Below are 15,252 nucleotides of genomic sequence, written 5' to 3'. Positions count from 1 at the left end.
CAGGAGTCCGCGGACCGGCGCCCTCGGGAGCCGCAGCACCCGTCGCGCCCGGGAAGCCGTGCCCGCCGGAGCCCTGTGCCGCGAAGCCCGCACCGGCCGCTCCCGGGACCGGCAGGCCCCGGCCCTCCGACGCGTCCCCGACAGCCCGCTCACCCGGAGCCGGCGAGCCCACGGCCCCCGCCCCCGGAAAACCGGGCCCTCCCTGACCCTGTGCCCCAAAACCGGCCGTGCCCCGGCCCTCCGACACGTCGCCCTCACCGGGAGCCGGAGCCGGTCGTGCGGCACCCGCGCCCGGGAAGCCCGGCGTGCCCGGGCCCTGCGGGGCGTTTCCGGCGGTGGCCGGACCCGGGCCGGCGCCCGGAACCGGCACGCCCCGGCCGTCCGAGGCGGGTTCTCCCGAGGGCGCGCCCGGGAAGCCCTGCGGGCCGAAGCCCGGGGCGGAGGGGCCGGGTGTCTTCGCCGGCCGGCCGGCGGGCCGCCCGGTCTCCCAGGACGAGGTGAAGTGCCGCACCAGCAGGTCCGTCACCGCCGACGGCTGCTCGACCGGGGCGAGGTGGGACGTCGCGGGGACCACCGCGAGGCGCGCGTCGTGGATGCCGGCGACCAGGACGCGGGCGTCGGCGGGCGGGGTGACCTGGTCGCCGTCGCCGACGATCACCAGGGTCGGGACGTCGACACGGCCGAGTTCGGTGCGCACGTCGAAGCCGGCCAGCGCCTCGCAGGCGGCGACGTAGCAGTGCGGGTCGGTGGTGCGCACCATCTGCACGGCCCAGTCGACGATGGCGGGCTGGGCGCCCGCGAAGCCCTGGCCGAACCAGCGCTCGGGGGTGCCGTGGGCGATGGGGTCGAGTCCGTTCGCGCGTACCGAGGCGGCGCGCTCGTGCCAGGACTCGACGGTCGCGTACCGGGCGGAGGCCGCGACGAGCGCGAGGGAGGCGAGACGTCGCGGGTGGCGCAGGGCGAGGTCGATGCCGATCGCGGCGCCGAGGGAACAGCCGGCGTAGCCGAAGCTGTCGACGCCGAGTCCGTCGAGGGTGGCGAGCAGCCGGTCGGCGAGTTCGCCGACGGCGGGGGCGGGCTCCGCGGGGGCGCCGCCGTGACCGGGCAGATCGAAGCGGAGCACGCGCCAGTGGCGGGTCAGCTCGGGGATCTGCCGGTCCCACATGTGCCAGGTCGTGCCGAGGGCGGGGCCGAGCACGAGTACGGGCCCGTCCTCGGGGCCGTCGGTCCGGTGCTGGAGGATCTGCGTCTGACTCACCCGCCCGAGCCTCTCATGTATCACGGCTGCCCCTACGACGGGGGCCCTACGACGGGGGGCGTGCCTGTGCGCCCCGACGCGCGGGCGCGGGTGCGGCTTGGCCGGATCCCTGTGCTGCGGTCATGTAGCGCGTCCACAGCTCGATCGGCAGTGAACTGCCCACCGTGCCCTCGGGGGTTCCGCCGATGCCGTCCAGCGGGAGCAGTTCCTGTGTCCTGGGGTCGATACGGGAGAGCGAGACCGCGGTCGACAGAGAGTCGCGGTAACCGACGTACCAAGCGGACTTGTTGTCCTGGGCGGTGCCGGTCTTGCCGGCCGTGCCGGGCCCGGCGGCCTGTGCCGGCTTCGCCGTGCCGTCGCGGACCGCCGCGCGCAGCGCGTCGTCCACGGCACCCGCCACGCTCGGCGGCAGGGCCTGCTCGGGCTCCGGCCTGTCCACGGGTACGTCCTCGCCGTTGCGCCGGAGTCCGGCGACCGAGTACGGCTCGGTGTGCCGGCCCTCGGCGGCGAACGTGGCGTAGGCGTCGGCCATGCGGATGGCGCTGGGCGTGGAGGTGCCGAGCGAGAACGACGGCCGTTTCTCTCCGAGGCTGCTCTCCAGCAGGCCCGTCTGTACGCCCACCTTGCCGACCTGGTCCAGCCCCACGTCCATGCCCAACTGCATCATGGAGGTGTTGACCGACTGTGCGACCGCGTTCTTGAGCGAGATCTTCCCCCAGGACTTCTCGCCGTCGTTGACGGCCCTGACGATCTTTCCCGACCGGTCCCAGTAGGGGCCTTCCGGAGTGAACAGTGAGACCTTGTTGTTGCCGTCGTAGAGCGTCGCCGGGGTCACGGGGGTGCGGGGCTTGTGGCGTTCGCGCTGCACCCCGTCGCGCAGGGCCGCCGCGTAGACGAAGGGGGTGAAGGCGCTGCCCGCCGGCACGACGGACGAATTGGCGTCGTTGAAGCCCTGTTTGAGGTAGTCCGGCCCGCCGGACAGGGCGACGACGCGCCCGTCGGTGGCCACGGACGCGGCTCCGATGCGTACATCGCGGTCGGCCGCGCGCCGGTCCGGGTCGAGGCCGTTCCGCGCCTGGTCGACCGCCCGGGTGAGCGCTGCCATGCGCTTCTTGTCGAAGGTTGTACGGATCTGGTAGCCGCCGAGCGCGAATTCCCGCTCGGAGACCTGGGAGTGGGACAGCAGATAGGCGCGGGCCGTCTCGACGAGGTAGCCGGTCTGCCCGGTCAGCCCGGTCACCTTGGGCGGGGCGATCGGCTCGGGAAAGCGCGTGTACCGTGCGCGCTCCTGCTTGGAGAGCTTGCCGATGGCCACCATCCGGTCCAGGACCCAGCTCCAGCGCTCCACCGCGCGCTGGTGGCTCTCGGCGCCGGCCGTCGGGTCGTAGAGCGCGGCCCCCTTGAGCAGGGACGCCAGGAAGGCGCCCTCGCTGACGTTCAGTTCGGAGACGTCCTTGCCGTAGTAGGCGTGGGCGGCCCGCTGGATGCCGTACGTACCGCGCCCGTACCAGCTGGTGTTGAGGTACTGCTCAAGGATCTCGTCCTTGCTCATCTTGTTGTCGAGCTTGATCGCGATGAACATCTCGGTGAGCTTGCGCGTGAAGGTCTGCTCCTGGTTGAGGTAGGCGTTCTTCACGTACTGCTGGGTGATGGTCGAACCGCCCTGGGTGTCGCCCCCGGCGACCATCTTGGAGACCGCGCGGACCATGCCGCTGAGGGAGACCCCGCTGTCGGAGTAGAACGTCTCGTTCTCGGCGGCCAGCGTCGCCCAGCGGACCTTCTCGGGCACCTGGTCCAGCGGTGTGTCCTGCCGGTCGATCTCGCCGGTGCTGGCCATCTCGCTGCCGTCGGCCCAGTAGTAGACGTTGTCCTGCTGGGTGGCGAAGGTGTTGAGGTCGGCGGGTATGTCCGTACGCACGAACATGACGGTCAGCAGTCCGGCCACGACGGCGACGGCGGAGCCCAGCAGCACCAGCGTCTGGCGCCACGACGGTACCCAGCGTCTGAAACCCGTCCGGCCCGGGCGGGGATAGGCGGGGCGGAGTCGTCTCCCGATGGACGGGATGTCCCGTGTCCGGGGCAGGAGTTCGTACAGGCGGGGGCGATGGATCACTGGACCGTCCGGCAGCAGGGCAGGGGCCCGGCCGCCAGGGGGAAGGCGGCCGGGCCGGTTCGGGGGGCGGGGTGTGTCAGCTGAGTGCGGAGGAGCAGGTGGTGGGGGTCGCGTTCGCCGGGTCGAGGGCGTTGGCCACCTCGTGGAAGGCGATCTTGTCGATCGTGCCGATGGCGACGTGCTCGGAGATGTCCCACTTGCACAGGTCCTGGAGCTCGACGTTGCGCACGTTCTTGCCCGACAGGAACTGGGTCTTGTACGGGGTGACCACCTCGTCGTACTTGGTCGCGAGGACCGTGTACGTGACACCCGGCACGGTGTCGGGCTTGGAGTTCAGCTTCTTCATGAACTCGGAACCGGCGATCTGGTCCTCCACGCCGGGGAAGGTGAGGGACAGCCCCTTGGTCACGCCGGGGATCATGCGCGCGAGGGTGCCCAGGCCCGAGGCGGTCGTGCCGTGGTTGGACGGGGCGATGCCCACGAGCTTGTCCACCTTGCCCGCGCCGTCCAGGAAGTTGAGGTAGTAACGCGGCAGCGCGCCGCCGCCCTGGGAGTGGCCGACGATGTCCACCTTCTTCGCGCCCGTGGACTTGAGGACCTTGTCCACGTAGGAGGACAGCTCCTCCGCGGACTTGGTGATCGGCGCCTGGCCGCCGATGCCCGGCGTGTAGGGCAGCTGGCCGTAGTCGAGGGAGTAGACGCAGTAGCCCCGCTTGACCAGATAGGGCGCCAGGACGAACCAGTTGTCCCAGCGGTTCTCCCAGGTGCCGTGGGCGAGGACGACGGGGTTGGGGTGGGCGGCGGACGGCTTGCAGGACCAGTCGTTCCAGCCGCTGGTGACGGTCTTGCCGGCCTTCGCTTCGGCCGGGGCGGCGGACGCGGAGGCGGCGCCTGCCGACAGGGTCAGCGCCAGCGCCGAGGCGACAACGGCGGCGGTGCGGAACGATCTTCTGCCTTCGGACATGGTGGTGCCTCACAAGTGGGGGGTGGAGGAAGGGACTTCGTGCCGGGCGGCGGGGTCAGCTGAGGGCGGACTTGCAGGTGGTGGGGGTCGCGTGCGCGGGGTCGAGCGCGTTCTTCACCTCGTTGAAGGCGATGCGGTCGACCAGGCCCAGCGCGATGTGCTCGGAGACGTCGAGCCTGCAGAGGTCCTGGACCACGACGTTGCGCACGTTCGGGCCCGAGAGCTGCTGCGATGTGTAGGGCGTGGCGATCTCGTCGTACTTGGTCGAGATGACCGTGTACGTCACTCCGGGCACGGTGTCGGGCTTGGAGTTCAGCTTCTTCATGAACTCGGAGCCGACGATCTGGTCCTCCACGCCGGGGACGGACAGGGACAGCCCCTTGCTCACGCCGGGAACCTTGCGCGCGAGGGTGCCCAGGCCCGAGGCGGTCGCGCCGTGGTTGTCCGGTGCGATGCCCACGAGCTTGTCGACCTTGGAGGCGCCGTTCATGAACTCCATGTAGTAGCGGGGCAGGGGGCCGCCGCCCTGGGAGTGGCCGACGATGTCCACCTTCTTCGTGCCGGTGGACGCGAGGACCTTGTCCACGAAGTCGGACACCTCTCCGGCCGACTTGACGATCGGCCCCTGGCCGTTGAGCCCCGGCATGTAGGGCAACTTGCCGTAGTCGAGGGAGTAGACGCAGTAGCCCTCCTTGGCCAGCGACGGGGCCGTGAGGAACCAGGTGTCCAGCTGGTTGGCCCAGGTGCCGTGGAGGAGGACGACGGGGTTGGGGTGGGCGGCGGACGGCTTGCAGGACCAGTCGTTCCAGCCGCTGGTGACGGTCTTGCCGGCCAGTCCGGTCTTCGCGACGGCCGGGGCCGGGGCGGCGGACGCGGAGGCGGCCACTGCCGTCACGGCCAGGGCCAGCGCCGCGGCGGTGCAGGCGAGAGCGGGGACGGATCTCTTGTGCGCGGACATGGGGGTACCTCACAGGGGGGGGCAGGAGTGCGGTGGGGGGCAGGAGTGGGGAGTTACTTGACCAGGGACTTCCAGTCCGGGGACTGCGCCGGGTCCAACTGGCGCATCTTCTGCAGGACCTGGGGGTCCTGGACGTCGAGCCAGTCGGCGAGCTGTTTGAAGGTCACGCAGCGCACGCCGTCGCGTGTGCAGACCGACTTCACGACGTCCTCGACGGCCTTCATATAGATGCCGCCGTTCCAGTCCTCGAAGTGGTTGCCGATGAACAGGGGGGCGCGGCTGCCGTTGTAGACGCGCTCGAAGCCGTTGAGATAGCTGTCCCTGGTGAGCTTGCGCCACTGCTCGTACTTGGCCGGATCGCCCTTGGTGCTGTCACCGGACTGGTTGTAGAGGAAGTTGAAGTCCATGGAGAGGACCTGCTGCTCGGTCCCGGGGTAAGGGACGAGTTGCAGCGGGAAGTTCCAGATGCCGTCGGTCTGCGACGGCCACATCTGGAAGTCGCCGGGTGAGCTGGCGTCGTAGCGCCAGCCGAAGGACTTGGCGGCCTTCAGCAGGTTCTTCTGGCCCTCCAGGCAGGGGGCGCGGCCGCCGGCGAGTTCCTTCTTGTAGTCGAAGGGCAGGGAAGGAAGGTCCGTGTAGCCGGTGTTGGTCCTCCAGTTCTGGACGAACGAGTAGGACTGCTCTATCTCGCTCTTCCACTCGGCGACGCTCCAGTCGCCGCCGCCCTTGGCGCCGCAGAAGTGCCCGTTGAAGTGGGTGCCTATCTCGTTGCCCTCCAGCCAGGCGCCGCGGAGCTGTTCCAGGGTGTCCCTGATGTGCTGGTCGGTCGCGTAGGAGATGGCCATTTCGCCGCGTTTGTGCTGCGGCGGCTGGTATTGCGACGCCTTCGACTTGGGCAGCAGATAGGTGCCGGTGAGGAAGAACGTCATCTGGGCGTTGTTCTCCTTGGCGACCTTACGGAAGTGGGAGAACTGCTCGTCGTCGCCCTGGAGCGCGCCGTCCCAGGAGAACACCACGAACTGCGGTGGTTTCTCGCCGGGCTTGAGTTTCTCCGGCTTGGGCTGGCGCGGCTGCGGGCCGGTGTAGGAGGTCGAGCCGTCTCCCAGGATCCGTACCTTTCCGTCCCACTTCTCCTCCGCTTTCGCCGTGCTCGACGCGGACGGAGTGGGGGTGGGGGAGGCGGTGGCCGGAGCAGCGGAGGGAGGGCGGACGGAGGACGAGGACGCGGTCGTCGTCCCGGAGCCGCAGCCCGACAGCAGCCCGAGGACGAGAGCCGTACCGGTCACGGCGACCACCGCGCCGCGCGCGGTTTTCTTGAACAAGGTCAATACCCCAGCGAATCGAGCTGCTTGGCGCAGCGCGCGGCGCGACGGGCCGGGAAGGGTCACCCGGCCGGACGGCCGGTCATCAGGTGCGGTAGGCGTACCACTTGGTGAACGGCAGCGTCAGGGAGAGGCTCAGCATCGACCGCCGGTAGGTGTCGAACGAGTGGTAGGTCAGATAGGGAATTCCCAACTTGTCCCGGTAGGTGACCAGCATGGTGTGGTCCTTCGAACCGTCACGGTTGAAGTCCGCCTGCAGGACGTCCCCGACCTCCATCTGGTAGACGTTCTTCAGTGGCGTCACCCGCTTCGTGTTCTGCGCGAACCAGGACCACTCGTTGACGCCCGTCCAGGAATCCGACTGGGTGTCGGACCCGTACCACCACTTCGTGTAGTCGCCGGCCTTGCCGGGGGCGTGCTTCCAGCCGCCCGCCTTCAGCGCCTGGCTGACGAAGTTGGTGCAGTCGCCGCCGACGCCCAGCGGGTACGACCGGTAGTCCTTGTTGTAGTTCTTCCAGTACTTCTCGGCGTAGTCGGCCATCGCCTTGTAGTCGAGGCCGGTCTTCTTGTTGTCCTTCGGCAGCCGCTTCACGAACGGCCAGACGCTCGCCTCGGGGGCGTTCGGCATGTCGTTGGCGCCCGCCTCCGCGGTCACCTTGGGCACGGCCGTCGGCGCCGGGGCGTTGATCTGCGGCATCGCGTCGAGCGCCTTGATGCCCGTGAGCTCCCACGCGCCGTTCTTGGCGGCGGCGAAGCTCAGCTCGTGGTGGGCCTGGAAGCCGGTGGTCCCCGGCTCGTCGCCACTGATCTTCTCGTAGGTGAGCTCCGTGGTCTCGGTGACCTGCATCGTGGCCTGTCCGCCCTCGACCCGGGTCCGGTCGACCGCGACCTTGGTGTCGCCGGCGGAGTACGCCTCGCCCAGGGACCTGAGCATCTTCTTGCGGTCGCGCAGCGAGGCCACCACGGACTTCTCCGACCGCTCCATCGCGGACGACAGACGCACCTGCTTCGCGGGCGGCAGGGTGGTGTGCCCCGTCACCTTGCCGGCGGCGATCGCCGCCGTGCGGTCGGTGAGCACGACACCCGCGATGCGGCTGAAGGACTCGGCCGTCGTCTTGTCCACGCCCCCGGGACGCGTCGCCGCCCCCGCGGCGGACGCGGGCACCAGCACGGCCGTGACCGCTATGGAGGCGACCACCGCGGCAGCGGATCTGAGCGTCAATGATTTCACAGGACTCCCTTCGTCGCCCGGTCCTTTTCGGGCCGGGCAGCAGGAATCCTTGCACAAGGATCCGGAATGACAACCCCGGAGCGGGAAGAATTTTCTGACGGAATTCCACTCGGATCTGACAGTCAGTCAATTATCCATGTTTTCAGCAGGGTTGAGCCTGCCACCACAGTTGGTACGGACTAAATCTGCGGTAATTCCGCACCCGCTGCGGGATTGCCGCAATCCCCTTTCGGGTTACCCGCAACCGGCACCGATCCGATCACGAATGTGATGCACACCATCCACGGGATATCGATGGACTGGGTATTGTTTCGCATCCCGCCGTGCAATGATCCGGCCAGGCCCACCGGGTAAGTGGGCCGCATTCTCTCCGTGCCGGCCTTTGCCCGTCGCGCACCTTCCGACTCATCCCACCGGCACCGGCAGCGGCGTCCTTCCGGCCGAGGCGTCCGACGCTCCCGCGCGTTCCCGGTGCTCCCGAACGACCTTCCTGCCTCCCGGAGTTCCCGTGTCCACAGAAACAGTCCTGGGCGTCAGCCCCTTCGGCGAACCCGATCCGCGCCTGGTGGCGGCGGTCTGCCGTGCCGGCGGTCTGGGCGTGCTCGACCTCGGAAGGGGCCGGCGCCGCGCGGCCCGCGAGGCCCTCCAACTGGTGCGGCAATGGGTGCCGGGCCCCTTCGGGGTGCGGGTCGGGCCGGGATGCGCGCTCGGGCCGGACGACCTGGCGGCCGACGGGGGCGTGCACACCGTACTGCTCGGCGCGGACGCCACGTTGGCCCCGGGCGACCTCGCCGCCGGCCGGCACCGCGTCCTGGTCGAGGTCACGGACTACGAGGAGGCCCTGGCGGCCGCACGTGCCGGGGCGCACGGTCTCGTCGCCCGCGGGAACGAGGCCGGTGGCCGGGTCGGCGAGCTGAGCACCTTCGTCCTCCTCCAGCAGCTGGTGGCGGACCCGGAACTCGGCCTGCCGGTCTGGGCCTGCGGGGGCATCGGCCCGTACACCGCCGCGGCCGCCGTCGTCGGCGGTGCGGCAGGGGTCGTCCTGGACACCCAGCTGGCGCTGCTCGACGAATCCGGTGTTCCGGAGGAAGCGGCGGCCGCCGTCCGGACCATGGACGGCTCGGAGACCGTGGTGGCCGCCGGCCACCGGGTGCTGCGCCGCCGGGACCCGGACGCGCCGCCCCTGCCGGACGAGCCCGGCGAGGTCGCCCGGCTGCTGGGCGCGGACGATCCCCGGACCCGGCTGCTGCCCGTGGGCCAGGACGGCTTCCTGGCCTCCTCGTTCGCGCGGCGCTGGGGCGATGTGGGCACGGCCGTCCGCGGTGTCACCGCCGCCGTCCTGGAGGCCGTCCGCGACGACGCCGCCGCGGACGCGCTGCTCCGCGGCTCCCCGATGAGCCGAGCGCTGGGCACCGTACTGCCCGTCGCCCAGGGGCCCATGACCAGGGTCAGCGACCAGGCGCGGTTCGCGGCCGCCGTCGCCGGCCACGGCGGGCTGCCCTTCCTCGCGCTGGCCCTCGCCGGGCCGCTGGAGACACGGATCCTGCTGGAGCAGACCCGCGACGAACTGGGCGACCGCCCTTGGGGCGTGGGCGTCCTCGGCTTCGCCCCCGCGCACATCAAGGCCGTGCAGCTGGAACTCGTCCGGGAGATCCGCCCCTCCTGCGCCGTCATCGCGGGCGGCCGGCCCGCGCAGGCGGCCGAGCTGGAGGCGGCGGGCATCGACGCCTTCCTGCACGTGCCCTCGCCCGGGCTGCTCCGGCAGTTCCTGGACGCGGGCGCGCGCAAGTTCGTCTTCGAGGGCTCGGAGTGCGGCGGCCACGTCGGACCGCGCAGCAGCTTCGCGCTGTGGGAGGCACAGGCCCATGTGCTGGAGGAGTTCCTGGACACGGTCGAGGGCGCGGACCCCGCGGAGCTGCGGGTGTTCTTCGCCGGCGGCGTGCACGACAAGCGGTCGGCCGCGATGGTGGCCGCGCTCGCCGCGCCGCTGACCGCCCGCGGCGTGGCCGTCGGACTGCTCATGGGCACCGCGTACCTGTTCACCGAGGAGGCCGTGGACCGGGGTGCCGTGCAGCCGTCGTTCCAGCGACAGGTCCTTGAGGCACGGCGGACCGAGCTGCTGGAGACCGCGCCCGGCCACGCCACCCGCTGCGTGAGCAGCCCGTTCACGGACGAATTCCGCGTGACCAAGGAGGAGTTGCGCGAGAGCGGCGTGCCGGAGCGGCGGGCCTGGGAACGGCTGGAGAAGCTCAACGTCGGGCGGCTGAGGATCGCCAGCAAGGGCGTGGAGCGGACCGGCGAGTCGCTCACGGAGGTGAACGAGGCCCGGCAGCTGGCCGAAGGCATGTTCATGGCCGGCCAGGTGGCCGTGCTGCGGACCGCGGTCACCACCGTCGCCGAACTGCACACCGCCGTCAGCGCGGAAGCCGCCGGATTCTTCGCCGCGCGCGCCCGGCGGCTGCGCGAGGCGTTCCGCGAGGACGCCCCGGAGCGCGTCCCGGCCCCGCTCGACATCGCCGTGGTCGGCATGGCCTGCATGTTCCCCGGCGCGCCGGACCTGGCCGCCTACTGGGCGAACGTGGTCGCGGGCGCCGACGCGGTCGGCGAGGTGCCGCCGGAGCGCTGGGACCCGGAGCTGCACTGCGCGCCCGGGGCGGACGGAGCCCGCACGGAGTCGAAGTGGGGCGGCTTCCTGCCGGACATCCCCTTCGACCCGCTGCGCTACGGCATCCCGCCGTCCTCGCTCGGCAGCATCGAGCCGGTGCAGTTGCTCGCGCTGGAGGCCGCGCGGCGGGCCCTGCGCGACGCCGGCTACGAGGAGCGTCCCTTCGACCGCTCCAGGGCATCGGTCGTGTTCGGGGCCGAGGCGGGCAGTGACCTGTCGAACGCGACCACCGTGCGCACGGTGCTCCCCGCCTATGTGGGGGAACTGCCGCCCGGGCTGGACGAGCAACTCCCCCGGCTGACCGAGGACTCGTTCCCGGGCATGCTGGCCAATGTCATCGCCGGGCGGATCGCCAACCGGCTCGACCTGGGCGGCGCGAACTTCACCGTGGACGCCGCCTGCGCCTCCTCACTGGCCGCGGTGGACGTGGCGTGCAAGGAACTGTCCGCCGGCACCAGCGACCTCGTCCTGTGCGGAGGCGCGGACCTGCACAACGGGATCAACGACTTCCTGCTGTTCTCCTCGGTGCACGCGCTGTCCCCCACCGGCCGCTCCCGCACCTTCGACAGCGCGGCGGACGGCATCGCGCTCGGCGAGGGCGTCGCCTGCGTCGTCCTCAAGCGGCTGGCGGACGCCGAGCGGGACGGCGACCGCGTCTACGCGGTCGTCAAGGGCGTCGGCAGTTCGAGCGACGGCAGGTCCCTGGGACTGACGGCACCCCGCCCGGAAGGGCAGCGGGCGGCGCTGGAACGGGCCTACCGCCACGCCGGGATCTCACCGGCCGCAGTGGGCCTGGTGGAGGCGCACGGCACCGGGACGGTCGTCGGTGACCGTACCGAACTCACCACGCTGACCGAGGTGTTCACCGAGGCCGGGGCGGCGCCGGGCGGATGCGCGCTCGGCTCGGTGAAGTCCCAGATCGGGCACACCAAGTGCGCGGCCGGACTGGCCGGCCTGATCAAGACGGCCCTGGCCCTGCACACCGGGGTCAGGCCGCCCACGGCGCACTTGACCCGGCCCAACCCGGCCTGGGAGGCGGAGAGCAGCCCGTTCGCCTTCCATACCGTCGCCCGCCCCTGGGCGGCCGCGCCCGGCGAACGGGTCGCCGGGGTCAGCGCGTTCGGCTTCGGCGGCACCAATTTCCATGTGGTGCTGCGCGGGCACGAGGCGGGGCCTCCGCCCCGGCACGGGCTCGACGCCTGGCCGGCGGAGCTGTTCGTCTTCCACGGCGCCGACCGGGCGGAGGCCGCACGGGAGATCGGCCGGCTGCTGCAACTGGTCACGGAGAACGACCGGCAGGGCCGTTCCTGGCGGCTGCGCGACCTGGCGCTGAGCGCCGCCCGGCGCGCCGACGCGTCCCGGAAACCGGCCTGGGCGGCCGTCGTGGCCCGTGACCTGGACGAGCTGCCCGGGCTGCTGGAACGGGCCCGGGAGGGAGAGCACGATCCCCGGGCGGGGATCTTCGGCGCGAGGCCGGACAGGTCGGATGTATCGGACGGGCCGGGCGGCGAGGTGGCGTTCCTCTTCCCCGGCCAGGGCAGTCAACGGCCGGACATGCTCGCCGAGTTGTTCATCGCCTTCCCGGAGGTCCAGCGGTATCTGCGGACCGGCCACGAGTGGGCGGACGTCGTCTTCCCGCCGACCGCCTTCGGCCCCGCCGCCGAGGAGGCACGGCGCGCCCGGGTCACCGACACCAGGACGGCCCAGCCCGCGCTGGGCATCATGGGGCTGACCGTGTCCGACCTGCTGGGCCGGGCCGGCGTCCGGCCCGCGACGGCGGCCGGGCACAGCTACGGCGAACTGGTCGCGCTGTGCGCGGCCGGGGCGTTCGGCCCGGAGACGCTGCTGGAGCTGAGCGCGGCGCGCGCGGAGGCGATCCTGGCCGCCGCCGGCGCGGAGCCGGGGACCATGGCCGCCGTGGCGGCCGGGCACCAGGACGTCGCCGGGGAACTGCGGGCGGCCGGGCCGGCCGGCCGGGTCGTGGTCGCGAACCACAACGCGCCGCGGCAGACCGTGATCTCCGGTCCCGCCGAGGAGGTCGGGGCGGCGGTGCGCCGGCTGCGCGAGCGGGGCCTGGGCGCCAAGCTCCTGCCGGTGGCGTGCGCCTTCCACAGTCCCCTGGTGGCCCCGGCCGGCGAGCGGTTCGCCGAGGTTCTCGCCGCCCGGCACGTGGCCGTACCGGAGATACCGGTGTGGGCGAACCGGACGGCCGCGGCCTACCCCGGGCAACCGGACGGGATACGGGCCGAGTTGGCGGCCCAGATCGGTTCCCCCGTGCACTTCGCGCAGCAGATCGAGCGGATGTACGAGGCCGGGGTCCGGGTCTTCGTGGAGGCCGGTCCGGGTTCGGTGCTCACCGACCTGGTGGGCCGGATCCTCGGCGACCGCCCGCACACCGCGGTGGGGTGCGAGGGCCCCGAAGGCCCCGGGCTGCGCGGCTTCCTGGGCCTGCTCGCCCGGCTCGCCGTCGCCGGTGTCCCCGTCCGCACCGGCTGGACGCACCGCGGGCGCGACAGCGTCGAAGCCGTCCCCGGGACCTGCCCCGCGGCACCCGGCTGGATCGTCAACGGGCACCTGACGCGCACCCGGGACGGCGGCCTGCTGCCCGGCTCGCTCGCACCCGCCCGACGCATACCGATGGAGGAGATGACAGTGATCCGGGCCCAGGACGGCGGCACGGCGGAAGACCGTGACCGGATGGTCCATGAATTCCTGCGCACCAGCCGGGAGTTGGTCGCGGCGCAGCGCGACGTGCTGCTGACGTATCTCGGCGGGGCGGCGGGTGTGCCGCCGGCCGCCCCGGCGGCGGTGCCGGTCACGCCGGTGCCGGCCGCGCTCCCGCCGGCCGTGCCGGAGCCCGCTGCCGTTGCCGCTCCCGTGGTGTCCCCGGAGGCGGCGCCCACGGCACCGGCGGACGTGCTGGCGACCGTCCTGGACATCATCAGCGAACGCACCGGCTATCCCCTCGACATGATCGAGCCCGGTCTCGACCTGGAGGCCGACCTGAGCATCGATTCGATCAAGCGGGTCGAGATCGTCGGCGAGCTGGCCGCACGGCTGGGCTTCGGCGCCGGCGGGACGGAGTTGCCCCGGCTCGACGACGCGGAGCTGGAAGCGGTCTCCAAGGCCCGTACGGCGTCCGGCATCGCCGAGTTGCTGGAGGAGCGGCTGCCCGGCGGGGGCACGGCCCCCGCGCAGCAGACCCCCGCCCCCGCGGAGGAACCCGGTCCGGCCGTCACCGGCGAGGCGCCCGGCAGGCTGGTGCTGCGCAGCGTCCGTCTCCCGTCCCCCGACGGGGACTTCGCGGTACTGGAGGGGACACGGTTCGCCCTGCTGGGCGGTGCCGGACCGGTGCCGGACGCGCTGACCGCCCTGCTGGGCGCCCGCGGCGCGGAGACGGTCGTCCTGCCGCCGGACCACGTTCTTGACGACGAGGACGGCCCGCTGGACGGGGTGTTCCACCTGGAGGCGCTGTCGCAGGACGGTGGCGGGCCGCTCCTGCCCGGGGCCTTCCCCGTGTTCCAGGCCGCGCTGCGGTGCGGGCCGCGCTGGCTGCTCGCGGCCGCGCCCGCCGCCGGCGCGGACGTCCCCGCCGGGACCGGCGGACGGGCGGACGGGCTGCGGGGCATGTTCCGGACCATCGCGCGGGAGTACCCGGACACCCTCGCCCGGTTCGTCGAGCTGGCCCCGCAGCTGACGGCCGCAGAGACGGCGGCCGCGCTGGTGGGCGAGTTGACGGCCGGGGAGCCGGCCCCGGTGGTGCTGCGGTCGCCGGACGGCGTCCGGTCCGGCTTCGAAACCGCGCCCGCCGGCCTCGGCGCCCTGGGCGACCGCGGCGCGGGCCCGGCCGGGGACGGTACGGCCGAAGCCGCCGCCATCGGCCTGCACCGGGACTCGGTGGTGCTGCTGATCGGCGGGGCCCGGGGCATCTCCGCCCGGGTCGCCGCGATGCTCGCGGCGGCCTCCCGCTGCCGGATCGAACTGGCCGGCCGGACCGCCCTGCCGGACGAGCCGGAGTGCCCCGAGGACGCAGCCGTCCGGCAGGCGCCGGACCGGGCCGCGCTGCGGACCGTCCTGGCCGGCCGGGGAGAACGCTCCCCGGCCGACATCGAGCGGGCCGTCTCGGAGATCCTCGCCCGCCGGGAGGTCCGCCGCACCCTCGACACCCTGCGGGATCTGGGCAGTACGGTGCGCTACCGCACGGTGGACGTCCGGGACCCCGGGGCGGTGCGCCGCCTGGTGGCGGACGTCCACGCCGAACACGGCCGGCTGGACGGCGTGGTGTACGCGGCCGGGGTCATCGAGGACCGGGTCCTGGCCGAGAAGGACCCCGAGTCCTTCCGCCGGGTCTACGACACCAAGGTCGACGGCGCGCGCGCCCTGCTGGCGGCGCTGGACGAACTGCCGCAGGCCTCCCGGTTCGTCGTGTTCTTCGGCAGCGTCGCGGCCGTTCTCGGCAACCGCGGCCAGGCGGACTACGCGGCCGCCAACGACGCCCTGCAGTCCCTCGGCCGCCGGTGGGCGCAGAAGTCCATGTCCCGCACGCTGACGGTGCATTGGGGGCCCTGGGCCCCGGACGGGGAGCACGCGGGCATGGTGACCCCCGAGCTCGCCCGGGAGTACGCGCGGCGCGGCGTCGGACTCATCGACCCCGAGGAGGGGGCGCTGTGCCTGCTGCGCGAGCTCGCCTGGGGCGAGGAATCGGCCGACGCCGTGGTCTACACCGCATCGGGCCGGTGAG

General features: G+C 72.4%; 6 protein-coding genes and 1 pseudogene. 1 reads left to right on the top strand and 6 read right to left on the bottom strand.

From position 1 onward, the window contains the following. Nucleotides 1-361: 361 nt before the first annotated feature. The 6 genes and pseudogenes from ACFP1Z_RS03415 to ACFP1Z_RS03390 all read right to left on the bottom strand — a co-directional run. Nucleotides 362-1,258: pseudogene (locus tag ACFP1Z_RS03415) on the bottom strand (alpha/beta fold hydrolase); the annotation flags it as partial. A 46-nt stretch (nt 1,259-1,304) separates the two neighbouring features. After that, on the bottom strand, nt 1,305-3,230 hold the full coding sequence (locus ACFP1Z_RS03410) for a transglycosylase domain-containing protein (protein ID WP_390314261.1): 1,926 nt from the start codon (nt 3,228-3,230) through the stop codon (nt 1,305-1,307). Nucleotides 3,231-3,447: 217 nt separating this feature from the next. Continuing rightward, on the bottom strand, nt 3,448-4,335 hold the full coding sequence (locus tag ACFP1Z_RS03405; protein ID WP_390314260.1) for an esterase/lipase family protein: 888 nt from the start codon (nt 4,333-4,335) through the stop codon (nt 3,448-3,450). 55 nt (nt 4,336-4,390) lie between these two features. Continuing rightward, a complete protein-coding gene (locus ACFP1Z_RS03400) occupies nt 4,391-5,293 on the bottom strand; it encodes an esterase/lipase family protein (protein WP_390314259.1) in 903 nt (300 codons plus the stop codon). Nucleotides 5,294-5,346: 53 nt separating this feature from the next. Then, on the bottom strand, nt 5,347-6,621 hold the full coding sequence (locus tag ACFP1Z_RS03395) for a polysaccharide deacetylase family protein (protein ID WP_417801274.1): 1,275 nt from the start codon (nt 6,619-6,621) through the stop codon (nt 5,347-5,349). Between the two features lie 79 nt (nt 6,622-6,700). After that, nucleotides 6,701-7,846: an amidase domain-containing protein gene (locus ACFP1Z_RS03390; RefSeq protein WP_390314255.1), complete on the bottom strand. Its 1,146-nt coding sequence runs from the start codon at nt 7,844-7,846 to the stop codon at nt 6,701-6,703. Between the two features lie 508 nt (nt 7,847-8,354). Here ACFP1Z_RS03390 and ACFP1Z_RS03385 point away from each other — a divergent pair. Further along, nucleotides 8,355-15,251: an SDR family NAD(P)-dependent oxidoreductase gene (locus ACFP1Z_RS03385; protein WP_390314252.1), complete on the top strand. Its 6,897-nt coding sequence runs from the start codon at nt 8,355-8,357 to the stop codon at nt 15,249-15,251. Nucleotide 15,252: the final 1 nt, after the last annotated feature.

This window comes from Streptomyces gamaensis (assembly GCF_042656465.1).
Classification (GTDB): Bacteria; Actinomycetota; Actinomycetes; order Streptomycetales; family Streptomycetaceae; genus Streptomyces; species Streptomyces gamaensis.
Note: the sequence above shows the minus strand (reverse complement) of the source record. Positions and strands in the feature narration are given on the sequence as shown.

Bases quoted from the DNA above. Each gene is read 5' to 3' on its own strand.
- ACFP1Z_RS03405 (WP_390314260.1), bottom strand. From the start codon at position 4,335: ATGTCCGAAGGCAGAAGATCGTTCCGCACCGCCGCCGTTGTCGCCTCG.
- ACFP1Z_RS03400 (WP_390314259.1), bottom strand. From the start codon at position 5,293: ATGTCCGCGCACAAGAGATCCGTCCCCGCTCTCGCCTGCACCGCCGCG.